We start from the raw sequence: 26,567 nt of genomic DNA, 5'->3' as shown, positions 1-26,567 counted from the left end.
TGGGTTGGGTTGGGTTGGGTTGGGTTGGGTTGGGTTGGGTTGGGTTGGGTTGGGTTGGGTTGGGTTGGGTTGGGTTGGGTTGGGTTGGGTTGGGTTGGGTTGGGTTGGGTTGGGTTTACTGGTAAACGTTTTTAATATGCCAGCTTCTAACTCCACTCGTTCCTTTTAGAGTGGTTACAAGAATTAGAGCTAGTTTTTAGCTCTATTTGGTCCGTTTTCAGCTTTTTCAGGGAAATTGAGCTAGTTTCTAGCTCTATTTCCTTGCTTTAGGCTCATTTGGAGCGGATTATCGACGTACAATGAAAAATAGAGCTAGTTTTTAGCTCTATTTGGTCCGTTTTAATCATTTTCCGGCGAATAGAGCTAGTTTCTAGCTCTATTTCCTTGCTTCAGGCTCATTTGGAGCGGATTATCGACGTATGAGGTAAAATACAGCTAGTTTTTAGCTCTATTTGCCCCGTTTGCAGCGGTTATAAAGAAATAGAGCTAGTTTTTAGCTCTATGCCCCTACATTAAGCCCATTTGACGCGGATTATCGGCGTATGAGGTAAAATTAAAATATAAGTTAGCTGCTCACAAGCCACTGTTGCTCCAACAGAGTCTCTTCTTCCTGTGGGAAGAAAAAGCTTACAATAAAGGTTGTACCTTTGCCTAGTTGAGACTCCACATCAATCTTGCCGTTGTGACGCTCAGCAATACTTAAACATAAAGGAAGCCCAAGCCCCGTCCCTCTCGTTTTTGTTGTGAAAAACGGTTCAAATAAGCTTTCCATTTTCTCCGGCGGAATGCCAGAGCCTTGGTCCTTTATCTTCAGCTCAATTCGATCCTGCCAACAATGAGTGCTAATGTGCAGCGCCCCATGATCGTCCATTGCTTCCATTCCATTTCGCGCAAGGTTAAGAAATAACTGCTTAATTTCCCTGTCATTCAGCATGAAGAGAGGCATGTCCTCACTTAAGTCCGTCTCTATAACTTGCCCGCGCAAGTTAGCGTCCGCGGTCAGCAGCGGAAGCAGTCCACTTATTATAGTGTTAAGCGAAGAGGGTTCCATTGTTAAGGCTCTGTTCTGCGCAAGTGATAGGAAGTCGCTAATAATCATATTGGCGCGATCCAGCTCATCCAATACTATTTTGAAATATTCTTCTTGCGTGTTAGGGCTTCGCTCCTTGATGAGTTGAATAAAGCCTCGGATGACCGCCATAGGATTGCGGATTTCATGTGTTATACTAGCCGCCATCTGACCGACAAGACTAAGCCGCTCTATTCGATCAACTTCAGTTCTTAGCTTAGTAAGCTCCGTAACATCCTGTACGATAAGTGCCGCACCAACTGTTTGATTATTAGGCGTACTCCGCAGCGAAAAGGTCGTTTTCAGCAGCATTTTATCGTTATTTACGAAGGGAACTAAGGATGTTCTTGAACCCTTAAGGGCTTGACTTAATAGGTTGATATAAACGTCGCCATTGCCAGGTTGGAACACCTCAAAATAGTTTTTACCTATCAGCTTTCTTGGCCCTGATATATCACTCTTTAAGTATAAAATCTTCATAGCCATTTCATTGCTATGTGTAATTCGGCCTTCACAATCAACAATAATGACAGCAAAGGAAGTCTCATCAATAAATTGCTGAAGCTTCTCCACTTCACTTCTATAACTAATCGATAATTTTTTCACTGCATCATAAAGTTGCTGCTTTTCCTTCACGCTCTCTAGTAAAAATATGGATAAAAAGGTTGATGCCAAGGATATGGATAGGATTAATATAATCGTAAGTATACTCTGGACAGACCAAAGCGCTTCCATTTTAACAATAGAGTCCGCTGTCGTAATAATAAAATACAGCATGAGTATGCTCATAAGAAGCAGACTAATCTGTTTCTTACCGACAGTGGTAGCTTGCTGAAACGGGCGAATAGCAATAAAAATAAATGTCACAAAAACGACTGTAAACACAATGAAGCTTATGAATTCCCAAACACTATGCTGAAACGGCAAATGCACAATGAAATAGATAGCTGTAAATAGAGCTAGAGTAGGCACACCCCCATACAAAGACGCAAACATATAGGGTATAAGAGAAAAATCCAATTCAAATCCAAGAAACTTAGGTGCAGTCAGCGTACATAACACTATCGTAATACCACAAAAAACATCCATAAAGATAGGGTTTTTAAACCATCCAGATTCCTTATCATACCAAATCTGAAAGGCGAATACCGGCAGCAATGATATAATGAATTGTAATAGTATCTCTTTAAACACGGACGATCGGTTCCCCCTAATCGTGTGCCTAGTGCACCTTAATCTATAATATTATTTTTGTTAAATTATGTATAATTAGGTTTTGAGTTGCTGCTACTCCGATTAAAACACAAACTATCTTTTTTTACAATTGTCGATCTAACCATTTAATAATTTCCTCAATAGCTTGCTCCCCTTCTAAATCATTATGAAGCTCATGCATAGCACCTTCCCACCGTTTCCAATCACACTTTTCCCCTAACCGATCAGCTAGTTGGCTGCTAGCCTCGAAAGAAGTAATCCGATCAGAGGAACCGTGCATCAGCAGCAAAGGTACATGCAGAGCATCCGCGTGTGAGATCGCCCACTCTCCGCCATTGCTGATTTCCATAAAGGTATGCAGCGTTATCTTCGTATGGCATAAGGGGTCTCCTGCAATAGGCGCTGCTTGTTCGTAACCAGGACGGAACAGATCCTCATTCTTCAAACCTGTTGATTGATGCATGGTCGGGAATACGCCTGCCAGTTTGCGGCCAAACCATTCTACGGCAGGGTGTGGATTAAAAGCGAGCCTCAACCATGGACTCGTTAGAATAAGTCCTTTAATAGGAGGCTTACAGCGTAAAGCACAGTTAAGCGCAACATTTCCGCCCATACTGTGTCCATATAAGAAGATAGGAATATCCGTATACCTTTTGCCAGCTTCCTCTATCATTAGAGAGGCGTCCCTTGTTGCAGCGTCTAGTGAGGGCAGGTGTCCGCGTTTGCCTGGGGATCTGCCATGTCCATGCTGGTCCAGCGCAATGACCGCAAAGCCCTGATTAGTCATTTGAGCAGCGACATGGTTATAGCGATCGCCATGCTCACCCATCCCATGAACAATACATACGACTGCTTTTACAGCTCCCGCTTCCGGTATCCATTCACGAACGAACAATTTTGACTCCTTCACACTGTTCAATTGCCACTCCATACGCTTCATAGGGTTACCGCCTTTCATTTTGTGTTATGATAATACTTACTAAATAAATAGCAGGTGGAACGTAATGCAATATGATGCGATAGTGATTGGCGGAGGGTCCGCCGGGTTGATGGCTAGCATAGCCGCAAGCAAAAATGGTTCAAGCGTACTCTTACTCGATAAGGGTAATAAACTGGGACGCAAGCTGGGTATCTCTGGCGGCGGCAGATGCAATGTAACCAATAATAAAGATTTGGACGAGCTCATCAAGCATATACCTGGGAACGGCCGCTTTCTGCACAGCACGTTTTCCAATTTCAATAATAAAGATATTATTTCCTTCTTCGAGAACCTCGGCATTGCCCTTAAGGAAGAGGACAACGGTCGAATGTTTCCTGTATCCGATAAGGCAAAAACAGTCGTAGACACTCTCGTTAATCAAGTGCTGAAGCAAGGTGTAAAAATTCTTTTGAACGCTCCTGTTGATCATATCATGTACGGCGATGGATCGGTTAAAGGAGTGAAGTTAAAATCAGGTGAAACTTATCTAGGCAAAAGCGTAATTGTGGCTTCAGGCGGTAAGTCTGTCCCCCAGACCGGTTCCACAGGAGATGGCTATCCATGGGCTGAGAAGGCAGGCCACTCCATTACAGAGCTATTCCCTACTGAAGTTCCATTAACCTCTAATGAGCCTTTTATTACTAGCAAAGAGCTGCAAGGACTATCGCTCAGAGATGTTTCTTTATCTGTCTGGAATCCGAAAGGTAAAAAAATAATTGACCATCGCGGCGATATGATTTTTACCCACTTTGGCATTTCTGGTCCCATTGCACTCCGCTGCAGTCAATTCGTCGTGAAAGCATTGAAGCAATATGGAACCGGCAACATCGAAGTAGCAATAGATCTAATGCCCGACATGAAGAGTGACGAAGTTTATAGTTATACCCTAAAGCAGACTGAGCTGGAGCCCAAAAAAGCAATTAAAAATGTGCTCAAAAATCTTTTACCAGAAAAAATGATTCCCTTATTGCTTCAAAAGGCTGGTTTATCTGAGGGTTTAACGTTTGATAATATTCCCAAGCAGGATTGGCTAACCTTAGCTAAGCTGATTAAACATTTCCCAATTAGAGTATATGGCACCCTATCTATAGAAGATGCTTTTGTGACGGGCGGCGGCATTAATTTGAAGGAAATAGATCCTAAAACGATGGAATCGAAGCTTATGCAGGGACTCTTCTTCTGTGGAGAAATTCTCGACATTCACGGCTATACCGGGGGTTACAATATTACGGCGGCATTCTCGACGGGCTACACGGCCGGAATAAACGCTGTCCTTTAATACAAAAAGAGACTGTCGCTAAAGTCATGGACGATTGCGCAGTCTCTTTTTTATGGAAATATTTAGATTTTTTAGATTTTCACATCCGCAGAGAAATGATCAAAGGTTTCATTCCCTCCGAAAATATCATCATTAAATACCCCATCCTCATCACGGTTGTGTAATCCATCAGCCTCTTCTGACTGTTCATATCCGATCGGCCAGTCCTCATTCACAATATGCGCTGGTATAGAGATGACATCCATCGCATATGCACTGTTCGTGAGCGCCTCCGAATCAATTTGAGCTTGCTCTACAAGCTGCCCTCCATGAGATTGCGCGATTTCTAACGCAGACGTTAGGTCGCTTCCTTCCATATGAACATGCATGCGGCTTCCATCATGGAGCACTGTCTCATAGCCAAGCTCCCGCAGCGTTTCACAGGCAAGTGACGCGCTTTGTGCATCATTGAAATCAAACAGTAATGCTGAATCATTAGACAACTGCAATCATCCTCTCAAGTCTTTTCATATAGCATGCCAATTTATCCTAAAAAGATGTAAAACAATGATTATTATTAAAATTTCATTTTTCTCAAAAAAACTTTGTATTTGCGTTAGTTTTTATGACATAATAAGTTACATATATGTTTGATATGCAAACTGATGGAAGGGTGTCAGCTATGAATCATTTATTTTATTTGCTTTCCGATCCGATGCTTATCGTAGAATTAGATCAATCCCGTTGGATTATCCGTGATGTTAATAAAGCATTTTCCATTTTCTCGGGTTTTAAAAAATCCGATCTCATACAGCTTGATCCGTCGACGTTAATCATGACCCAAGAAACCGAAATCTCTTTCCTTGATACTATCAATCAACTCTCCGATGAGCAAAACCTCTCCCCCGTGCTGGAATGTTCGCTCGTTACGAAAGCATCCACTCCTGCGGATGTTCGTATGTCTTGTCGTAAGCTGCTGCAAGGTGATCAAATGCTGTATGTGATTATTTTGAAGGATTTACGAGAGGAAAAATGGATTGATGAATACATCACGCATAATAAGATTATGGTTTCCACTATTCTCAATGAACGCTTCAGCATAATGGCTTTAAAACATTATTATGCTCCCATTCAACAACCTGCCTCCTCTTATATCAACCACTCCATCTTAGACCTTGTCGCCGAGCAGGATCAAAGCAAGCTTAAACGCGTTTTGGAGTTTGCTAAAAACAATCGAACAGCAGAATTTGTAGACTTCCATCTTAAATTTGGCGATCGCTTTTACAATACCGAGGCATTTGTTCAGCCTTTTTACAACGGAAATCGCAGTTTCAAATCCTTTGTCTTGATATTAACGAATTTACATCTGAACAGCCAAGAAGAGGATCCTTCTTACAAGCTCAGAATGCTTATGCTCTCCAAAAACATTTCCGTCACCTCACTTGCTCAATCCACGCTCATCTCTCTTACAACGATATCTAAAATCCGCAATGGTAAAATAAAAAAGCCCCAGCGTCTAACCGCCGAATTAATCGCGGGAGAGCTAGGGGTAAGACCTGAATCCATTTGGAGCAGCTTTAAGCACTAACACCGCTCCCTAACGTTTTTCATTGCATTATGCAAAAAAAAGACTGTTATCCTCAAATGAGAATAACAGTCTTTCTTATTACGATTAGTCTTAAGAGCGATAAGGTACAAGCGCCTCATTCAAGCCGCGAGTTTGTTCATATACCTGTTGATACACTTTGAAAATGCCCTCATACGCAGCAACCGCTTCCGGCTGAGGTGAATAAGAGTCCGCATGCTTAACGAATTTATCCGCGCAGGACTCAAGACTGTCAAACCAGCCTGAACCATATGCCGCAAGCATCGCTGCACCTAAACCAGGACCCTGCTCATTCTCAAGTGCTACGACTTTAGCGTCAAATATATCAGCCTGCATTTGCAGCCAAACTGGATTTTGAGCGCCTCCGCCAATTGAAATAACCGTATCTACCGTTTTGCCGGCTTGACGGAACATATCAACCGATTCATTCAATGAGAAAGTAATTCCTTCCATTACCGCACGTGCGAAATGAATCCGTTCATGCGATCCATCCACACCGATGAAGCTGGCACGAATCTTTGGATCAGCATGCGGTGTACGTTCACCAACAAGGTAAGGTGTAAAGATCAGACCGCCTGAACCTGGTTTCACAGCACCAACGCCATCAAGCAATTGATCGAATGATTCATTAGGTGCGAAAGTTTTCCTGAACCAGCTCAAGCTATATCCAGCTGCAAGCGTAACGCCCATTGCATAGAAGGAATCCTCTTTACCATGGTTAAAGAAATGAACCTTGCCCCCGAAATCTTTCTTTCTATCTTCTTCATAAGAGAGAATAACTCCGGATGTACCAATGCTGCAAAGCGTCAAGCCTTCAGACAATATGCCTGAACCAATTGCTCCACAAGCATTATCTGCACCGCCTGCGAAAATTTTTGTATTCACGGACAGCCCTGTAGATTCCGCATACTGAGGCAGCAACGTACCTACAAGCTCATGCGATTCTACAAGCGGTGGACAGAAGCTGGCAGGAAGCTCGAAAGCTTCTAGCACTTCGCTGCTCCATTCTTTTCCGCCAACATCAAGAAGTAGCGTACCTGCTGCATCGGAATAATCCATATGCAACTCGCCTGTTAGACGGTAGCGCAGATAATCCTTCGGCAAAAGAAATAGCTTAGCTTTTGCAAAAGTGTCAGGCTCATATTGGCGTACCCAAAGGATCTTAGGCAACGTAAAGCCTTCCAGAGCAGGATTGCGAGTAACGGATAGCAGTTTGTCTCCGAGTGTACGCTCAATCTCGCGACATTGCTCCGTCGTACGCGTATCATTCCACAAAATAGCATTGCGAACCGGATTTCCTTCTTCATCCAACAGCACTAGGCCGTGCATTTGTCCAGAGAAGCTAATGCCTTCGATTGCATTCGCTGCAATGCCCGCAGATGAAGTCAGCTCACGCAGCGCTTCAACCGTTGCATCTACCCAATCATCTGAACGCTGCTCACTCCAGCCAGAATGCTCATGGAAAAGCGGGTAGCTGCGTGTCGCTTCTGCAGCTACCGTACCTTCACGGTCAACGAGCAGTACTTTTACTGCACTCGTCCCCAAATCTACACCAATAACGTAACTCATATGCCAGAGGTCCTCCCGACTTAAACGCTAAAAATAACTTCGCTCAGGATTAAGCGGATACGCTCTTGACGACCTGATTCGTTTTTGATCTCTTTGTTTTGAAGCGCATATTGCTCAAGTGATGCAAGCGTCGCTTTGCCGGACACGATTTCAGCGCCAATGCCTTCTTTAAAGCTGCGGTAACGATTATCCACAATGTTGTCCAAAATTTTCTCTTCAGTCAGTTTAGCAGCTGCTTTGAGACCCCAAGCGAAGCTATCCATACCAGCAATGTGAGCTAGGAATAAATCATCAGCTTCGAATGAGCCACGACGAACCTTAGCATCGAAGTTAACGCCGCCGCGGCCGATACCGCCAGCTTTCAATACTTCGAACATCGTTAGTGTTGTGGAGTAAAGATCAGTTGGGAATTCATCTGTATCCCAGCCAAGAAGCAAGTCGCCTTGGTTCGCATCAAGCGATCCAAGCATCCCGTTGATTGCAGCTGTACGAATCTCGTGCTCGAAAGTATGGCCTGCAAGTGTTGCATGGTTCGCTTCAAGATTAAGCTTGAAGTGATCTTTCAAACCGTATTTTTGCAAGAATGAAATCGTAGTAGCAGCATCGTAGTCATATTGGTGTTTAGTAGGCTCTTTTGGTTTTGGCTCGATCAGGAATTGAGCATCGAAGCCGATTTCGTTCGCGTAAGCGATAGCCATGTGATATAGACGAGCAAGGTTATCAAGCTCGAAGCCCATATCTGTATTAAGAAGCGTCTCATAACCTTCACGGCCGCCCCAGAATACATAGTTTTCTGCGCCTAGCTCTTTACCAACCTCAAGACCTTTTTTCAATTGTGCGCCTGCATATGCGTATACGTCTGCGTTACAAGTTGTACCTGCGCCGTGAACGAAGCGTGGGTTTGAGAACATGTTAACGGTGTTCCAAAGCAATTTTTTGCCGGAAGACTTCATGTTGTCTTTCAACATAGCAACGATAACATCAAGGTTTTTGTTTGTTTCTTGCAATGTTTCGCCTTCTGGTGCAATATCCACATCATGGAATGCATAGAAAGGAATATTTAGTTTATTCATGAATTCGAAGTTAGCTTCAACGCGAGCTTTCGCACGGTCAAGGCCGTTATATTGATCCCAACCGCGAACCATTGTAGCGGAACCGAAAGGGTCTGTACCATTAGCGTTAAAAGTATGCCAGTAAGCAACAGCGAAGCGAAGATGCTCTTCCATTGTTTTGCCTAGAATAACTTGTTTAGGATCATAATGTTTGAATGCCAGCGGATTATCCGAGCCCTTACCTTCAAACTGGATTGTATTAATATTTTTGAAATAGCTCATAAAAATTAAATCCTCCTTCACGGAATTCGATATTTTTTTGAAAACGCTCACCTCAAGAATAACACGAGCATACTTAGTTTGTCTATTAAACAAACTAAGTTTTTATGTTAAACTAGCTATAGACCTTTTGCTGAGTCAATTGCAATTTAAAGTATGCGATTCAAACAGAATGTATATACGAGAATTCATGATACAATGATAGTTATTGTCATTCGGACGGAGGCTTTCTTTCTTGAAAATGAAACCAACAGGAGACTTAGCGCTCATAAAAAAAATGAATACATCCATTGTGCTTGACGCGGTACTCAAGTATGCACCGCTCTCACGGGCTCAAATCTCAGAGCTGACAGGCCTCAACAAAGCGACGGTCTCCAGTCTTGTTCAAGACTTGATTGACAGCCACCTTGTTATAGAGAGTGGTCCTGGTCAATCCAGCGGCGGCAGAAAGCCAGTTATTTTACTTTTCAACGGAACCGCTGGATACGCTGTAGGTATTGATCTTGGCGTAAATTATATTCGAGGCTCACTTGTTGACTTAGAGGGAAATGTCATTGACGAGCAGCAGCGTGCACTAAAGCAGCATGATGCAGAATTCGCAATCAATCAGCTTGCCGAATGTATTGAAATGCTTATCAGCAAGGCTCCAGAAAGTCCATACGGCATTGTCGGTATCGGTGTCGGCGTCCCAGGCATCGTCGATGCTCATGGCACCATATTGTTCGCACCAAACTTAAAATGGCGTCAAGTAGAGCTTCAGAAACAGCTGGAGGAACGCTTTAATCTGCCCGTCACGATCGACAATGAAGCGAACGCAGGCGCGCAAGGCGAGCAAAAATACGGCGCAGGCAGAGGCATACGCAATCAAATTTACGTTAGCGTTGGGATCGGTATCGGAACCGGGATTATTTTGGATAAACATTTATACAAAGGAGCCTCTGGCTTCTCTGGCGAGCTTGGACATTTATCCATTGAGTATGACGGCAAGCCCTGCAGCTGCGGCAATCGCGGCTGCTGGGAGCTTTATGCATCAGAGAATGCACTTCTGGAACGAGCCACTCTCCTTGGCTTCGATAACCTAGATGATCTACTGCTCGCTGCTGCTGATGGAGACGAGAAAGTCCGTGAGCTTATCCGTTCTATAGGCGATTATCTAGGAGCCGGTATCGCTAACATCGTCAATGTATTCAATCCCGACGTCGTGATCATCGGCAATCGTATGAGCAGAGCAGCGGAATGGCTGCAACCTGCTATACAGGCTGCAGTGGATCAACGCACCTTGTCCTACCATAGAGAGAAAATGCATATTCTGTTCGCCGAGCTTCAAGATCAATCCGCTGTTCGCGGTGCAGCACATTATGCAATCAGCAAGTTTTTCTCCAAGATCAAGAGCTAATATAGAAAAAATGAGGCTAAACCTTTCTTAATGGCTAGCCTCATTCCTATCCTATTGCACCCGATGAACGCCAACGATATTTAGTGTCTGTCCCTCAATGCTTATTTCTACCGTATCTGTCTTTTCCGTTCCATTATTATAATAAGCGGTAAACGAGAATATCTGCTTTCCATCCCCTAATTTATCAAAAGCAGCATCCCATAGTTCACCATTCCAAAACGTTCCTGTTGAATTCTTTGTGGCTAATGATGCCGAGTAGGAGCCCAGTTTCACCTCTACACGCTCTGTCTTCGTGGCGGTGCCTGTAACCGTTGTATTCGCCTCAAGTATAAATTTCTCACCTGCCCAGAAGACGGAATACGTTCGCGGTGAATCCTTATTCCCAGTTTTTTTGATGTTATATTGCATGCGATGCTGATCCCATTGCTCCGTATGCTTCACATAGCCTGCAACATGAAGAGGCAATACTTGAACAGTCTTGTTTACTATAACAGGGGGCGCTATGCCGTCACTCACTGTCATTTTTACAGTCCAAGTTCCCACTGCTTTCATTTGTAGTAAAGGACCTAATTGTGGGTAGACTGGTCCATTCATTCGATAAGAGAACTGACTCTTCTGTCCCGATGGATTTATTAATTCAAAGGTGATGTCGAGATTATTTCCATCCGGATCATCCACTTCCGAACGGAATTTAACGGCATCCCCTTCATAAACCGGTTTCGGTGACCAATCAAAGTCACCTGTTGGAGGACGATTCGTTACAAAATGAATATAAGCATAGTGACCTTCATTTCCAGCAACATCATAATCAAGAACCGTTAGGCGGTATTCCTGCCCTGCAGCTAATCCAGCTACTCGATATGACTTTGCATGAAGCGCAAGCGGTATACTGTACTCTGTTGTACCATCACCGTTCAAATCAATATTCGTTACGCTGCCATTCGCATTCACTTTCTGCAAATAAAACGTTCTCGTTGCATGCCCCGAAGAAGGCTCAGCATCGCTAAAAGCATTGAATTTCACGGTTACAGCTGTTGGTTCCACCTCTAATCTCTCATCAACATCAGCAGGTTTTACCGTATCTACGAAAAAGAAACCATTGGTCGAATAAGAGCCCCATAAGTAACTGTCGTAAGCTCGTGCTTTCCAGTAATGCAGACCTTCTGCAAGTACCGGCGGCGTGTAGCTCGTTGCAGCCGTTAAAGAGTTGGTATCCACGACTTTCGCGCCGGTAGATGCTAAGTAAACCTCATAATCAATTGCGGTTATTGGATGATTTTCCGGATCTACCGTAAAGACACGCAGCTGAGGTCGATTACTATTCGTAAAGATAGGATTAGCTGCATCTGGACTGTTAAATGATAGTAAAAATGTCTCTGGCGGTAAGTCTAATACAAAATATCGGATGTTACTTAGATCCGACCATACGCCTGTAGAGTAGACTTGACCCTGAACTTTTACAACGCGACCAGGAACAATGCTCTCCGCAAACATTGGATAGGTTAGTGTGTTACCCTCATGCTCAATGTATAAGGCCGTTTCATTGTTATCTACATACGTAAGCGTCAGTCGATAACCTTCTTGTGGATCATTTTCTTTATCGTAATACGTCCATTTTATAGTAGGCTCTTTAACAAGAACCGAAGGTGCTGCAGCTGTTAGTCCTGCAGGGGAAGTTATCGTCATGACAGGCTTCGTTTGGTTTACAGCAGGTATCGCTTCTTTGTAGACAATCGTCTGCCCCCAATACGACCAAGCACCGTGAATGTCTCTTACTTGCTCTTGTACGATCAGTTCTACGCCAGGGCGATTATAGTACGCTCTCTTCCCTGGTGTCCATGTGCTTTCATCTGCCCAACGTGTTCGGAACAACTTGTCCGATAGAATATGAGCAATGTCTGGATCGTAGGACGTATCATAGGTGTCATAATCTAGCGCTTCGCCTTCTGCAAATACTTTCCCTGTAAATCGTACATCTGGCTGAGCAATAGGTCTGCGATGGACATAGAGCAGTTTTTTCACTGGCTCCGACCATTTGCTATAAGCTGATAAACCTGGATTGTCTTTGGCTCTGAAAGTGATCTCATACACCCCTGGTTTTTCAAGAGCATTGATCGTGCTGTCGTAGGTCATTCCATTATGAATGCTCAATCCTTCTGGATTTTCAAAGAAGTTTGGATTATGGCTATAGCTCCATTCCTCGATCCCCATCGGATCATTTTCTATGTCGCTAAAAAGCTTCTCATAGAAGATAGGATCGTTGACCAGTACAGAATCATAGGTTTGTTGTGTATACGTGTCTCCAAAGTTCGTCTTCTTCACATTCGAGAATGAGGCTGATGATTGGCCAAGCGACATAATACCAGCTGCGCCTTTTGTATATGTTGCATCCGCTACTTCAATAACTTTTGCATGATTGATGTATACAGAAAGTACGCCATTAATGGATTCTACTTTTACTGGATAGGTTACATATGCCGACCTTGCAAGAGGAATTGACTTTAAGGACGTTTTCGCTCCGTTGACTACTTTATAGAGTGTTAGCGTATCCTTTGTCCATTCAATTGCATTCAGACTTTTCTCGTTTTGAATATTAAATCCCGCTCCGATTGGTTTATCGTTCTTGGCATCATTTACGCTGACATTAAATTCAAACGCGTAGTTCTTCATAATGCTCGTTGCCTCGTAGACCAAACCGCCCCAATCATCATCAAAGATTCCTACCGTATTTGCATCAATATCTTGCAGATTCATTTTCCCCGATGTAGATACGAACGCTATAATGCTATGCGGGTAACTATGATTATCTAAGCCGAAAAAAGAACCGTTAGGCAACACTGGAGTCAATGTGCCTGCCCATCTACTTCCGTCTGCGTTACTCTGAACATCATTATAGTTACCTTTACTGATGTTCAGAAGCGATATACTGAAACCCCTATTCGCCCTTCTTACTACTGAAAACAAATCTCCGTTATTCAGCAAAAATGGTTGAAAGTTGAGATTTGAATAAACCATCATAGAAACATCAGGAAATAATTGAGATTTCAACAAAAGTGTCCCTGTTTTTGAGAAAAGATAGAGCGTAGAGCGTTGAGTTATTGCAATATTCCCATCTGCTTTTACTACTGGATTGTATTTAGAGTAGGAATCATGATAACCATAACCGATGTCATACGACTCGAATGATGAATATTGATTAACAATACTTAAATCACTTGATCTATAAGTCGTGAATATGTCCGTTCTAGTATCATTAGAATCTTTAGTTAAGTTGTTCATTCTATACAGGTATTGTCCATCGTCACTCATGGATACATATGATCCCTCGGCATTTCCATTTACCAAAGGAGAATCGACCCTAGCTCCGTTAGGTGATATTTTAGTTACTACTAGTCCACCAATATAAATCGTTCCGTCTGATGCAAACGAAAATTTTTGATCATATTGCGTGTTTCGAGGATAACTAGACGAAGCATTTGCTACCCATTCAATATTTCTTGATTCAAAATTGTATTTAAGATAATCAATATGCTGATCACTACTACTTCTTGAGACATAATTTACGGACAATATGAAAGATTTGAAATCGGGTGTTAATTTTAGCTCGCTAATAATAGAAGTCCAATCCGTTTTTTGTGGGATATTGAATTGAATAGCATCAACAGGCTTCCCATAACCGTCAAACACATCAATTACAGCTGATGTATTTGAAAAATATCTATTGTAACTGTAAAATCTCTCGTCTTCCTTCAGTTCTATGGTTGGATCATAGCCAACAATAGATCTGAGATCAAACGCTGGTCTTAGAAGTTCCCCTGTAATGGCATCCCTTGCCATAAAAGTGTCTCTTGAAATACAACAGTCACCACTCGGAGTTAAGATAGATTCAGCATTTCGATACGTATAAACTCTTTTTCCTTCAAATATAATCTCAGCTGCTAACCCATAATTTTGATCATACTGCCCATCTGATCTTACCGGTTGAATGACCCATTTGGGTTTAAGGACTAGATCTGAAGCAAGCGTATACTTATTCCTAGAATTTAATCCCAAACCTGCATCGGGATATTTCATATTAAAGTTAACTTTCTGCCCGATTTTTGTACTTATAGAAGTCGTATCTGCTTTCCATGCAAGCTTATCCCCATCGCCGCCAACATATGGCTTCTTATATACCCAAGATCGGTATATGGATTGGGCTGTATAGTTGGTTACTGGTGGACCACTATCCTCTCCCTGTCCGGGCTGCTGAGTCGTTCCGAATGCGTTTAAGTTTACGGTAGGCGCATAATTCAGTACATCCGTAATCGCTATAGATGATGTGCCTTGTTTACCGTAGTTTTCCGTAACGGTAGCTCGATACTGCCTTTTTCCTACTGTTGTATAGTTTAAAGAATGAGTTGTTTTGTAAGCTCCATCATAAATGGTTTTCCATGCCTCCTCTTCAAAATCACCGTTTCCATTACGATCATACCGCTCCTGCAGCACTAAATGCTCCAATACGTCATAATCAGGACTATCAGCTTCTAAATAAAGCATGAATCCATTAGTTCGGTATGTTTCAGCCGGTGCGGTTATTTCTACAGTTGGCGGTAGATCCGGCACGACTTCTAAAAGAAGATCTGCCCACTCACTGACTCGACCAGTTGTATCATATACTTTTCCTTCAAGGATATACTGACCTAGCTTCAAATTGTTAACGGTAGGGAAACCATTGATATATTCTATTTCACCAACTTTTTTATATCTTTTTTCTGATTTACTGTGGTCAATGGTTACTCCACGACCCGCTAATGGTGTAAAGGAATTGTTCAAGTGATAAGGAAAAGGAAATGCTCTTCCTTCCGTTACTTTCGTTGCTCCTGCCACAACTGCAACAGGCTTCGGATCAATGACGTTCAACACTGCCATTGAAGTATCATAACCAGTGTCATCCATCGCCTTAAAAGTAGCTCGATACGTACCTGGTTGCGTAAATGTACGATCGTAATACTCTAACTCATTCTTATTAGGTATGAGCGGATCTAGATTGGATGTGAACGTCCATTCGAATGAATCAAATCCAATTGAGCTATTCAAAAGTGAAGACTTTTCTCCAGCAATAATGGTGTCTGGAACAAATCGAACCGAAGCTTTTAATTGCGGTCTCGGTGTTGGAGTCGGCTCGGGAGTTGGTGATGGTGTAGCACTTGGATGAGGTGTTGCCTTATCAGCAACGTTTACGATGAGTTGTACCCATTCCGATATCTTATTCGCGCCGTTCGTGACTCTCAATTCAATAACATATTTTCCTTCATTAATGAAATCTTTAGCTACTGGCTTCTTTTGAATGGTAGTTCCGGAGGGTGTTTTGTATTTCCATTCACGAATGGTGATTGGTTCTTTTCCTGGGGAATAGGAGAGTATATCATCAAGCTTGGGATCTGCTGAGGGTTTAATCGTGACTTCAGGTTCCGTACGATGATCGCCTTCTATATGGCTTATGATGGCGACTGGGGTAGTTGGTTCATTCTTTTTGTTAAATGCAATTTTGAAATCTTTTGTATTGTTCATCTCGTTTGATTCGGCTACTGCTTCTCCAAAATCCGTCTTCGCCGTGAAGCCCTTAATACCGCTAGTAGTAGAAGATACATTGACTACTATGGTTTTGATTTGACCTGGCGGTACATTTGAAATGACTTCTGATTTTATACTCGTTCCAACAATGCCAACTGTGAAAGCACCGCTGTTTGTTTCGCCTTGGTTTTTCGAAGTAATCTTAACTGGTACGTAATCACCTACCCAAGCATCCGCGGGGGCGACAATTGTTTCAATATAGAGATCGGGTTCTTCCTTAAATTTCGGAATATCAGGGGGGATAACAAACATCTCGTACCACCATGATCCGTCGGGTTGCCAAATGTTCCACATTTGAACAACTCCGGGACTAAAGGTGGTACGAGGCTGCTGAATAATGGCATAGTCTAGAAGGTCATAGCCTGTCCAGTTTGTTCCTTTACGTTTGTTATAGCTTTGGAGAAATGTTTTTGATTCTTTATACGGATCTGTTATATCTTTTAGATAACTTGCTGCTAGATCTTCATCATTCGAATATGAAGTTAAAGCAATATTTTTACTTTTTCCTATAGCAGTATTCCAATGTGTTTTAACCCAATTTTTAGCTACATGTAATGTCGCTCTTGAATCACTCCGAAACATCCAGTTTCTATATATATTTCCTTCCAAGTCCCATCCTAGATAACGCCATTGGCCCTGATCGTAGTCGTTAGCCGTTGAAGAGAAATCTTTAGGAGATCCATATACAACAGCAACTTGATCTAGTCCACATTTATTTAACAAATAACCTATGTTTATGCTTTTACCTCCACTGGACTGCGGTATACCCAATTGTTTTATATATTTTTGCGCTTTTGCTATTTCTTCAGCTGAATAGTTCCCTGGGATTAGACAATCTGCTTTACCAGCTGCGTCAACTCTTGCTTGAAAGGGAATTGAAGTTAAGAAGAGGATTATTGTGATAGCTAGAAAGATATTTTTTTTAAACATCTTACTCAAAAAATTCACTCCCCAATCCAAATGACAACCGTTTTATTTCCATTTCCTTTATAAGTATCAAATGTTCGACCATCGTATTTTGTTGTTATATTACTTCCACTATCACTAGAATCTAACCCTGTTACTTTAATGTAGTTTGCATAAGCTTTTTCGAATGATTTTGGATAGTATATTTTCAATAAATCTTTTACCATTGCTTTATTTTCTGTTGTTGGTTCAAAAATGTTTATTGTTGTAACTTTAAGATCAGGGACATATTCAAGACGCAAAGTAGCATCTCCCGCTGTATCAGTTCCCTTTGAATTTACAAGTAGAATTTGATTTCGACCATAAATTGTGATCCCTTTAAAACTAGGCAATGACTGTACTAAAGTATCCAATTGCTCCTTCGTCTTCGGATAAGCCACCGGCTTACCATTCTTCGCCGTCAACGTATTCGTTACCATCACAACTGCCTCAGCACGAGTTGCGTTCTTCTCGCCACCCATTGATCCATCGGGATAGCCCTTCATGATCTCTAGTTTCTTCGCTACCGCTAAGTAACCGGATTTCGCACCCTCTGCATCCTTACCCAGCGCACGGATGGTCATACGAGCAATTTCTTCGCGTGTAATCATACGATTGGGTTCGAATGTGTTTTCTACATAGTCCTCCACTTTAATAATCGATTGCTTCAATCCAGTTGCCAAATATGCACGAAACCAACCTATATCATCTGTAAAAGGTGTATCCGTATCTTCTACTTTTAATTTCAGAGCGGAAACGAGAGATTTCAAAAACTCTGCCCGAGTCATATTCGCATTCGGCTTAAAGGTTTTGAGATCATATCCGTTTATCCAGCCCTGATTTACAGCAGTGTCAATCTCTGTTTTTGCCCAGTGAGTTTTGGTATCTGTAAATGCAGCTGCTGCCGAAACAATCTGAGCTGTTGCCACTATAGTAAACGCGATTACGATTATCATCATATTTTTCATTGTTTTTTTCATTGAAATCGACTCCTCTTTTTGTTTTTTTACCCTTTATCTAACGACCCTGATTTTCGTTTGTATGCTAATTTTTTACAGGAACTTCATACTAATTCATGCTCGTCAGCTCTTTTTCCTTCTTTTCTCATCCTTTCCATATCCATTAAACGTTGTTATTCGACAAAACCCTCTAATCCCAAAGCACATCCTATTCCCCAATAAGCTGTGTCAGGCAAACAAAAAAAGCACGCTTCTCCCCCGTTAGAGGGTATAAGCGTGCTTCGCTATACTTTTCATCAATTACCTAAATGTTACTTTACACCAACCTGTTATGTCAATATAATCCAGATATTTAACTCTGTGCAGCTTCAACTTTTTTCTCAAGAGGCTTATGACTAAACAGTGGAACAAGGAGCAGCATACCTAAAAACATAACGATACCTGCTGCACAGTAAATGCCTACAAGAGGAAGCATTTGTTTTAGTTTGCCCGCTACAAGCGTCATAATGACCATCATGCCCATGAACATAGGAGTCAGAACTCCATTTACTCGCCCAATAAATTCATCATCCGACCATTTCAGAATCATAGTGCTTATACCAATTTGAATAAGCGGAAATCCAAGCCCATTCAAAAACTGGAGTACAAGCGTAAGTGTGACATTAGTTGATAAACCGATCCCCGCCATACATATGGAGCTTATCAGAATGCCGAGTGCCAGCAGCTTTTGCGGAGGTATTTTTTTGGCAAGAACCATAACGGCTCCACCGCCGATAAGCATCGCTACTCCATTCACCATTAGCAAATACTGCAAAAACTCCTTAGGCTGCTCCAGGCGCTCCAGTACAATAAACAAGCCAAGTGCCTGAGAAACGCCAACCGCCGTACCAGCAAGCGCGAACGTTCCACCAAGCGAACGAAGTACCGGACTCCGCCATACGTACTTAAGTCCATCTGTAAGATCCTTCTTAAACTGCCCCTTCACTGTTTCCTTGCGCTCCACAGCACGGTCAGGCGGGATGCGGAACAATACAACGGCAGACAATAGGAATGCTACACCCATGACGCCAATGGAAACCTCGATACCAAATTTTTGATACGAAATAACACCCAATGACGGTCCCAGCACCATGAAAATAGCCATTAATGATTGGAACATCGCCATTGCCGACTGCAGCTGCTCTGCTGGAATGTGCTGCTTAAACAGCTTCATTGCTGAAGGCTGTGAGAATTGTGATAATATCGCAGATACGAATGTGGCGAAATACACCATATGCCATGAACCGTATAGAAGCGTAAACAACACGATAAACACGGATATGGCGGATAAGAAGTCACACCATATCATGGTCAGTCTAGGCTTCCATCGATCTGCAAACGTTCCTCCAATAAACGAAAAAACGAATATCGGCAAAAACTCAACAAAACCCATTAAGCTAATCGCAAACGAATCTGCGTTCGTTTTATCTGTCACATACATCAGAATAGCAAAGTTACGTACCCAAATTCCGATTTGAAGCAAAACGTTAGAAAATAAAATCGTTTGAAAAAACTTATTTCGGAACAAGCTTTCTCCCGCTCCGTTTACCGCCGCTGTAGACATGTAAGTCGACACTCTCCTTTATAAGGCTTGCCTTTGAATATAAGACGATTATCCTTTTCCCTCTTCTGCGAGAGTGTGATAGCCCTTCTCTCCATATGGCTGCAGCTTCTCCAACCACTGTTCCTTCATATCGGCAACCTTTTTATTGTATTGATGAACCATATCGGCCGGCTGACGACCATCGGCATCAAATACGTCTTTGTAATCATAGCGAATCTTTTGATCTAATTTAACGGTCTCTAGGATGAGATACTCAAAATTAGTACCGCCAAATTGCTTCCAATCCTTTTGCAATTCACGATTTGTGTGCGTATCCATATTCAGAATGAATTGTTCCTTGCCCCAAAGCGCATCTAAATTCGTAGATCCCCCCACATAAGTGCGACCATTTATTTTATTTTTGATTTGGAATACACCCATTTTCCGCTCGCGTTCTTGATATTCAGCCGTTAGCTGCTTCCGTTTTGCTTTATCCATTTTCTGTCCCTCTTTTCTTTTCGTTTGCTGTTCTTCCAGCTCAGACTGCTGGAGCCGCTTTTTATTCGTTTTTTCTACTTTTGCAGCTTTCACAGGCTTTTCCTTCTGTACCTCCGTCTTCACTGCTGCTTTCTCTTCCTTCAGTTTCAACTTCCCGCTTCCGTCCATGTCCAGTTCCTTCAACCAGTACGCACTGCCGTCATCCTCGCGATCCAAATACCCGTACTCAATCAAATAACGACGCAGCATCACATAATCCTCCGCCCAAAACTGGCTAAGCCGTTCATTGACTTCCTTCTCTGTCATTCGAACTCCACTCTCAAACTGAGACGCAATATGCCTCAGTACTGCAATTTTCCGTTTTTCCTTACGTGGAAATGAAGCAAGAGGGCCAGCAGGACCATCCGGAAAATACTGTTTCATAATACTGCTGTACTCTTCCTCTGTGATGGCATAACGGTTATCAAGCTGCGTAGCCGTAAGGTGTACAGGCACAAAACGCGGAGCTTCGACAGCATCTTGTTCCATGAGTTCCATAATGGCAAGTACCAGCTTCGCCTGCTTCGCTTTCTCCTTCAGCACGAATCGATGGTTGCGGATTGTAGACGCGCTGCCTACGCCAGTACGACTCATCATTTCACTATCTGACAGATCATCTGCAAAGCCGCGAATCAATTCCTTCTGCAGATCGGTTAGTCCAGTAACCTTCTTATCGAGTGCCAACAAAAAGTCCAACATGGATCCGTGGTTTTGCTGCACATGATAACCAATATACTTACGTGCTTCATACCAGCGGCCTGACTCCTCATGATGAAAAACCTCACCATCCTCGAAGCTTTCACCACAGGAAAGACAATAGTAGGCACCTCTCGCTTCATCATAGACATAACCCTGTTTCAATTCATTTATGGAAGATGACCAAAAACGTTCATTTATATCAATAATAACAAACACATCCTTTTTACGTTTGGTTAATTTATAGACATTATATAATTTTGTTTGGTTTTTATCAACATTCATTTCAAAATTGAAAAAGCCGCCTAAAGGTTTCCCTTCAAGCGGCTTATCTTAAACACGAAAAACATTATTAGACCGATTCTTTATTATCCTTCGGCAGTAGAATCGCTAGTAAACCAATTAACGGCAGCACACTGCATGCTGCCATTACAAAACTAAGTGATTGTGCATCTGCCAAGTAACCAAGCACCACTGCGCCAAGACCGCCCATACCGAAAGCAAGACCCGTTATTAGACCCGACGCCGTTCCTACTTTTCCCGGCATGAGCTCCTGCGCATATACCACACTCACTGAAAATCCAGATTGCAGAACGAAACCAAGCACAACAATTAAAGGATAAACCCAGAAGAGCGGCAAATGCGGAAGCAATAGCGCAAAAGGAGCAGCTCCAAGTATGGAGAGGAGCATCATCTTTTTACGACCGATACGGTCCGCCATTATGCCTCCACAGAAGGTGCCAGCAACACCAGCGGCAAGAAACAGAAATAATGGAATTTGCGCATGCTTGATAGACAAGCCGTACGTTTCAACGACATAAAACTGATAGAAGTTGCCTATAGCAGCTGCATACCAAGAACGAGCAAACACAATGGCGAACAAGATACTTAGCGCAAAGGCAATTACCTTCGGACTCAATGCTGCCTTAGCTCGGCCTGCCGCCTTCTTCTTTTGCATCATCCCTTTATGGATCGCTAACTGCTCTTTATACCATGGCACTACCTTCAATAAAATAATAATAGCTGTAGCTGCTAACAACGTCCCCCAAATAGCGCCCTTTTGACCAAGCGGTATAAAGATGATCATTGTCATCAGCGGACCGAGCATATGCCCGAAGTTGCCTCCTACTTGATAAATCGATTGCGAGAAGGCACGCCGGTTACCGGCAGCTAAATGCACAACACGCGAGCCCTCAGGATGGAACACTGCAGAGCCAAGACCGATGAATACTACTGCGAGCAGCACCCAAAGAAAGCTCGGCGCAAAAGCAAGCCCGACCATGCCTACCATGCTGGAGAGCATGCCAAACGGAAGCATCCAAGGAGCAGGCCTTTTGTCTGAAATGAGTCCCACTACAGGCTGCAATACGGATGAAGTCATATTCATCGTGAATGCGATCCAACCGATTTGACTTAAATTGAGCTGTAGTGAATCCTTAAGCACGGGAAACAGTGCAGTTATGACCGATTGCATCATATCATTCATTAAATGAACAGAACTAATAGCAACTAAGATAGTGTAGACTGTGGCCTGCCGTATGACATTAGCCTTCGTTTCTACAGTCGAATATGAAGCTGACATAATAGAAGGACCTGCCTTTCGAATCGTAAAGCCGTATTACCCTCTAAGCTTTAAACGGATGTAATTGCCTTGGCCAAACTTTAAGCATACTGGACTCTTCAATTGCAGAGCTTGATCCGTCTTTGTTAGTAGACCGCTCTCTTGATCGATATGGAATACAACAATATTCCCCGTATTCTGATTAGCCGATAGCAAATAACGTCCATCGGGGCTAATGACAAAATTGCGCGGGAACTCACCACCCGAAGAAATATGCTGTATAGGGGACAGCTCACCACTCCCTTGATCCACTGAAAATACAACAATACTGTCATGGCCGCGATTAGAGCTATACAAATAAAGACCTGAAGGCGAGAGATGAATGTCAGCTGGATAATTAGAGCCTTCAAAGCCTTCCGGCAGCGTCGTTATGTTTTGACCAACCGTTAATTCGCCCAGATCCTTATCCGTCTTTAATAATGTTATCGTAGAATCCAGCTCATTCATGACATAACTGACGTCCAGCTCAGGATGGAAGATCAGATGGCGCGGGCCAGCGCCGCCCATAACCTCAGTCTGGCTATGCGGCGTTAAAGTAAGCTGCTCTGCATCATAGTGATAAATGACAATCGCATCTATACCCAAATCAACCGCACATACATAAGGTGAATCAGGCATCGGGATAATACAATGCGCATGAGGCTTCTCCTGTCTCGATGCATTCGGACCAAGCTCTCCCTCGTTCTGCTGCATACAAGCCTCGTCGGTCAGTTCACCTTGCTCATTGATTGGAAGCATGGTTACATTTCCGCCTGTATAGTTGGCAGCAAATAAAACCTTGCCATCATCATCCGTGCTGATGTAACAAGGATGTGCGCCTAGTGTAAGTGAGTGATTCGATGTTTTGGCAAGCAAGCCTGTTGCTTGCTCAATATGAAAGGTTGAAACAGATCCACCATTCGCATTTCCTGTTTTCTCTGTTTCACTAGCTGCATATAGATGTTGACCATTTGGATGAATCGTTAGGTATGAAGCAGCCTCTATGCCGTTAACATCCTGTACAACTGATATTTCACCTGTTTCACCATTAAAGTTGCAAACATGAATCGTTGAATCTTCCTCCGAACCATACGAACCTATGTACAGAACTCCGCTGTATGTGGGGCGTTTATCCTTACTCATTTTCTCCAATCCCTTCTCTCTTTTTTGTATTAAAGTGAACATAGCATATGCCGCTGCAGCAAACAATGAATTTTTATTTAAAATACTTCACAAAAGCTATTGTGACATGTTACAATGGAAGCGCTAACATTTCAGGATTCACATTTCTAAAGGGGGTATTTGGGATGGTGAATGTTGTACTGAGCGAACGGAATGTATATGAAGATTTTGATTTGGAGTCCGATGTGCTCTATTTCAAAATCGGCAATCAAGAACTCGTAAGCTTCCATGGCAGAAACTATAATATAAAGAAAAGAATGACGGTTGAACAGCTGCGACAGCTTACGAATGAAAAAAACTTTTATCAAATAAGCTCTAACTGCTACATTAACATCGGCAAAATCAAAGCGATTGCTGACGGAACCATTTATTTCGGATCAGATATCTCGGAATCGAAGCAAGTGACAGTAAATCGCCGGAAGCAATTTGTTATTCAGCAGCTTTTCTCGCAACGCTCGTCCAACAAGGATTTGCGCATAACAACTTAAGCTGAAAGCAACCGCCCTATTTCCGCATAATGCGGGAGCAGGGCGGTTGTTTGTTTGGTTCTGTCCTGCTATTCTTAGGTTGAATAGACAATTTACAAGATTTTCTTTATAACATTTTTAGGAGGACGATCATGACTACGCAAGGACAAGCATACGAACAAAACTTTCATGATGAACAGGCCGTATGGCTGCAATGGGGCCCTTACGAAGCGGCAGTTTTGCCAAAAGTAGGAGCTAATCTTATCGCATTCCGAGATAAAGAAAACCATTATACATTTTTGCGTGAGCCCGCAGCGGAAGATATGAATGACTTCCGTGCTAATCCAGGTATTCACGGCATTCCGGTGCTTTTCCCTCCTAACCGTTACGAGGACGGAACCTTTACTTGGAATGGCAGAACTTATACATTCCCTGTTAACGAAGAGAAGACCGGCAATCATTTGCATGGTTTTTTCCATACTGCCCCTTGGGACGTAGAGGATTTCGGCACTAACAAAACAGAAAGCTACGTTTCACTTAAAATATCAATCGATGAAGCTCATCCTATCTATACATACTTACCGCACCGCTTCACGATCAAGCTTCGCTACTCACTGAGTGATGCAGGTCTCTTGCAGCATGTGTCCGTACACAATGAAGGCACGGATGCAATGCCATGCTTGATCGCTTTCCACACAGCAATCAATGCACCGTTCGCACCTAACAGCACAGTGGATGACTACCGCTTCACACTCACAACCGGCAAGCGCTGGGAGCTAAACGAACGGATGCTGCCTACAGGCAACTATCAACCGCTTAGCGCTGAAGAGGAAGCCATGAAGACGACAGGCCTCTCTCCTATCTGGGGCGCCATGGACAATCACTACACAACTGAGCCGCAAAATGGTCGCAATGCTATGGTTCTTACCGATAATCGTAATGGCGTAACGTTAGTCTACGACGTGGGTACAGCTTATAAGCAGTGGATGATTTGGAACAACAATGCAACACCGGGCTTCTTCTGCCCTGAGCCGCAGCTTAACTTGGTCAACGCGCCAAATGTCGATTTGCCTGCAGAGCAAATCGGGCTTGTTTCGTTGGAGCCAGGCGGTATTTGGGAAGAAACAAGCCGCTTATATGTTAGAAAATAGAGCCAAATAACCGATTCCGCATCCCGCGTTATAGTGAAAAGGAGCATCCGCCCATAGGTGATGCTCCTTTTTTCATGCTTTTTTGCAACATTAAGCCACTTTCATTGGTCTGAGTTTACGAGGGGATCAGATACTGCTTCAAATCACAAAAAAATCAGCCAAATTCAGGACAAGGGTGACTATTGTCGGGAAAGGCTGTAAAATGTAAGCATTACCCCTCTTATGTCGAGAATTGAAGGGAGAATATAATGCGACAGCCATTTATGAAAGCAATCGTACTTGTATGCTTCTTATCCATCATTTTTGTGGCAACTCCATCCCCAACAGCCCACGCAGGCTTTTTTGATCGGATTAAAGACATTTACAATACACCTGAGAAAATCAGTGAGCTTGAGAGCCAATACTTAGATGCGAAAGCTGAACTTGTAGAGCAGCAGCAACAGCTTAAGGAATCTATTCTCGCGGCAGAAGAAGCAGCGAGAAAGCAAGAAGAGCTCATGAAGCAAAACGAGCAGCTCATGCAAGAGAACGCTAATTTGCAAGCACAAGTTGAGCAAGCAAAGAATGATAAGAAATCTTTTATAAACAAGCTTATAAATACGGTTATTATTATCGCGATACTGTTTGTCTCCTATATCGTTTCCATTCGTGTTTGGCGCTATCTTGTATGGCGGAAACAAACCAGATCGGGCAGAAGAGGGATTAGCGGATGAATATAGATGTTCCCGTCCAGATTGGGCATGTTCACATCAAGCTCGAGAAAGAAGACAAGCTGCATGTGCTGCATCCCAAATCGATTATCGCCTATCAAGGCGAACCGCAAAACCGAGAGGATCGCTTTATGGATTTTGCCGGCATCTATCGCAAGAAGAGATGGATTCGCTCCCTCCTCACCGGCCCTTCCCAATTCATCCTTGGCCTGCCAGCGGGTTGTTCGCTAGAAACGATAGAAATCAATGAGAAAAGCGATCTGCTTTTTGATTTTCGCCATGTCATTTTTTTCTCAGACGGCATGAAGCTGAAGTCTGTTGTTCAGAAGCTGAAGAACGCTTGGATTACGAAGGAATTTGTTCGGATGCGCTTTACTGGGCCTGGCAAACTTGGGATTATAACAGCTGGCGATATGAAGGCCATACAACTGGAGTACAACCGTCCGCTTTATGTAGAGACTGGCGCTCTTATCGCCTATCCTGCAAATGCAAATATTCAGCTTTCTGTCTACGGAAACAAGCTTGCCAGCCAGCATATGAATGTGCAGTGGGAGATTCGGGGCAGCGGTCCTGTTCTCATTCAGACAGGCTCTCGTGATGCCGAGCTTGAAGAGCAGCTGCAAAACGGCGGCTTTATTAAACGGATTTTGCGTGAAGTGCTGCCTTTTGGCGGCATTTATATTAAATAAAAGAGAGGCT

The 26,567-nt window shown here is 43.0% G+C and carries 18 protein-coding genes; 7 read left to right on the top strand and 11 right to left on the bottom strand.

Features of this window, described 5'->3' with window-relative positions; genetic code table 11:
- Nucleotides 1–565 precede the first annotated feature (565 nt).
- Entirely contained in the window at nucleotides 566–2,263 is a 1,698-nt protein-coding gene (locus AC0YOD_RS23420) for an ATP-binding protein (RefSeq protein ID WP_475801746.1), read from the bottom strand.
- Nucleotides 2,264–2,387: 124 nt separating this feature from the next.
- Nucleotides 2,388–3,224 carry a lysophospholipase gene (locus tag AC0YOD_RS23415; protein ID WP_475801745.1) on the bottom strand — a complete coding sequence of 279 codons (837 nt, stop codon included), beginning with the start codon at nucleotides 3,222–3,224 and terminating at the stop codon, nucleotides 2,388–2,390.
- 64 nt (nucleotides 3,225–3,288) lie between these two features.
- On the opposite strand from AC0YOD_RS23415, the gene AC0YOD_RS23410 reads away from it, so the two are divergent.
- Nucleotides 3,289–4,542: a BaiN/RdsA family NAD(P)/FAD-dependent oxidoreductase gene (locus AC0YOD_RS23410; protein ID WP_475801744.1), complete on the top strand. Its 1,254-nt coding sequence runs from the start codon at nucleotides 3,289–3,291 to the stop codon at nucleotides 4,540–4,542.
- 71 nt (nucleotides 4,543–4,613) lie between these two features.
- On the opposite strand, the gene AC0YOD_RS23405 is transcribed toward AC0YOD_RS23410, so the two are convergent.
- Complete coding sequence (locus AC0YOD_RS23405; protein ID WP_475801743.1) at nucleotides 4,614–5,024, bottom strand: hypothetical protein; 411 nt, start codon at nucleotides 5,022–5,024, stop codon at nucleotides 4,614–4,616.
- Nucleotides 5,025–5,203: 179 nt separating this feature from the next.
- Between AC0YOD_RS23405 and AC0YOD_RS23400 the strand changes: the two genes are divergently transcribed.
- Entirely contained in the window at nucleotides 5,204–6,109 is a 906-nt protein-coding gene (locus AC0YOD_RS23400) for a helix-turn-helix domain-containing protein (protein WP_475801742.1), read from the top strand.
- Nucleotides 6,110–6,199: 90 nt separating this feature from the next.
- Here the strand turns inward: AC0YOD_RS23400 and xylB are convergent, their stop codons facing one another.
- Both xylB and xylA read right to left on the bottom strand, forming a co-directional pair.
- Nucleotides 6,200–7,696 carry a xylulokinase gene (gene xylB / locus AC0YOD_RS23395; protein WP_475801741.1) on the bottom strand — a complete coding sequence of 499 codons (1,497 nt, stop codon included), beginning with the start codon at nucleotides 7,694–7,696 and terminating at the stop codon, nucleotides 6,200–6,202.
- 20 nt (nucleotides 7,697–7,716) lie between these two features.
- Nucleotides 7,717–9,030 (bottom strand): xylose isomerase, encoded by a 1,314-nt coding sequence (gene xylA / locus AC0YOD_RS23390; RefSeq protein ID WP_475801740.1) that lies wholly within the window; start codon nucleotides 9,028–9,030, stop codon nucleotides 7,717–7,719.
- A gap of 238 nt (nucleotides 9,031–9,268) precedes the next feature.
- Between xylA and AC0YOD_RS23385 the strand changes: the two genes are divergently transcribed.
- A complete protein-coding gene (locus tag AC0YOD_RS23385) occupies nucleotides 9,269–10,423 on the top strand; it encodes an ROK family protein (RefSeq protein ID WP_475801758.1) in 1,155 nt (384 codons plus the stop codon).
- A 51-nt stretch (nucleotides 10,424–10,474) separates the two neighbouring features.
- On the opposite strand, the gene AC0YOD_RS23380 is transcribed toward AC0YOD_RS23385, so the two are convergent.
- The 6 genes from AC0YOD_RS23380 to AC0YOD_RS23355 form a co-directional block, all read right to left on the bottom strand.
- Nucleotides 10,475–16,969 carry an Athe_2463 domain-containing protein gene (locus AC0YOD_RS23380; RefSeq protein ID WP_475801757.1) on the bottom strand — a complete coding sequence of 2,165 codons (6,495 nt, stop codon included), beginning with the start codon at nucleotides 16,967–16,969 and terminating at the stop codon, nucleotides 10,475–10,477.
- A gap of 14 nt (nucleotides 16,970–16,983) precedes the next feature.
- On the bottom strand, nucleotides 16,984–17,964 hold the full coding sequence (locus tag AC0YOD_RS23375) for an S-layer homology domain-containing protein (RefSeq protein ID WP_475801739.1): 981 nt from the start codon (nucleotides 17,962–17,964) through the stop codon (nucleotides 16,984–16,986).
- A gap of 331 nt (nucleotides 17,965–18,295) precedes the next feature.
- Entirely contained in the window at nucleotides 18,296–19,546 is a 1,251-nt protein-coding gene (locus AC0YOD_RS23370) for an MFS transporter (RefSeq protein WP_475801738.1), read from the bottom strand.
- A gap of 48 nt (nucleotides 19,547–19,594) precedes the next feature.
- Nucleotides 19,595–21,043, bottom strand: coding sequence for a DUF2087 domain-containing protein (locus tag AC0YOD_RS23365; RefSeq protein ID WP_475801737.1), 1,449 nt, complete (start codon nucleotides 21,041–21,043; stop codon nucleotides 19,595–19,597).
- A gap of 67 nt (nucleotides 21,044–21,110) precedes the next feature.
- Nucleotides 21,111–22,340 (bottom strand): MFS transporter, encoded by a 1,230-nt coding sequence (locus AC0YOD_RS23360; protein WP_475801736.1) that lies wholly within the window; start codon nucleotides 22,338–22,340, stop codon nucleotides 21,111–21,113.
- A 36-nt stretch (nucleotides 22,341–22,376) separates the two neighbouring features.
- Nucleotides 22,377–23,501: a lactonase family protein gene (locus tag AC0YOD_RS23355; RefSeq protein WP_475801735.1), complete on the bottom strand. Its 1,125-nt coding sequence runs from the start codon at nucleotides 23,499–23,501 to the stop codon at nucleotides 22,377–22,379.
- Between the two features lie 164 nt (nucleotides 23,502–23,665).
- Here AC0YOD_RS23355 and AC0YOD_RS23350 point away from each other — a divergent pair, with 164 nt between their 5' ends.
- The 4 genes from AC0YOD_RS23350 (at nucleotide 23,666) to AC0YOD_RS23335 (ending at nucleotide 26,557) form a co-directional block, all read left to right on the top strand.
- Nucleotides 23,666–24,028, top strand: a complete 363-nt coding sequence (locus tag AC0YOD_RS23350; RefSeq protein ID WP_475801734.1) for a LytTR family transcriptional regulator DNA-binding domain-containing protein — start codon at nucleotides 23,666–23,668, stop codon at nucleotides 24,026–24,028.
- A 131-nt stretch (nucleotides 24,029–24,159) separates the two neighbouring features.
- Nucleotides 24,160–25,158, top strand: coding sequence for an aldose epimerase family protein (locus AC0YOD_RS23345; protein WP_475801733.1), 999 nt, complete (start codon nucleotides 24,160–24,162; stop codon nucleotides 25,156–25,158).
- A 248-nt stretch (nucleotides 25,159–25,406) separates the two neighbouring features.
- Complete coding sequence (locus AC0YOD_RS23340; RefSeq protein ID WP_475801732.1) at nucleotides 25,407–25,871, top strand: OmpH/Skp family outer membrane protein; 465 nt, start codon at nucleotides 25,407–25,409, stop codon at nucleotides 25,869–25,871.
- Nucleotides 25,868–26,557: an AIM24 family protein gene (locus tag AC0YOD_RS23335; RefSeq protein WP_475801731.1), complete on the top strand. Its 690-nt coding sequence runs from the start codon at nucleotides 25,868–25,870 to the stop codon at nucleotides 26,555–26,557. Before AC0YOD_RS23340 ends, AC0YOD_RS23335 begins: the two co-directional genes overlap by 4 nt.
- The last annotated feature ends 10 nt before the right edge of the window (nucleotides 26,558–26,567 follow it).

This window comes from Paenibacillus sp. J31P13 (assembly GCF_056269295.1).
The sequence above is the reverse complement of the archived record's forward strand: the minus strand, read 5'-3'. Positions and strand labels throughout refer to the sequence as shown.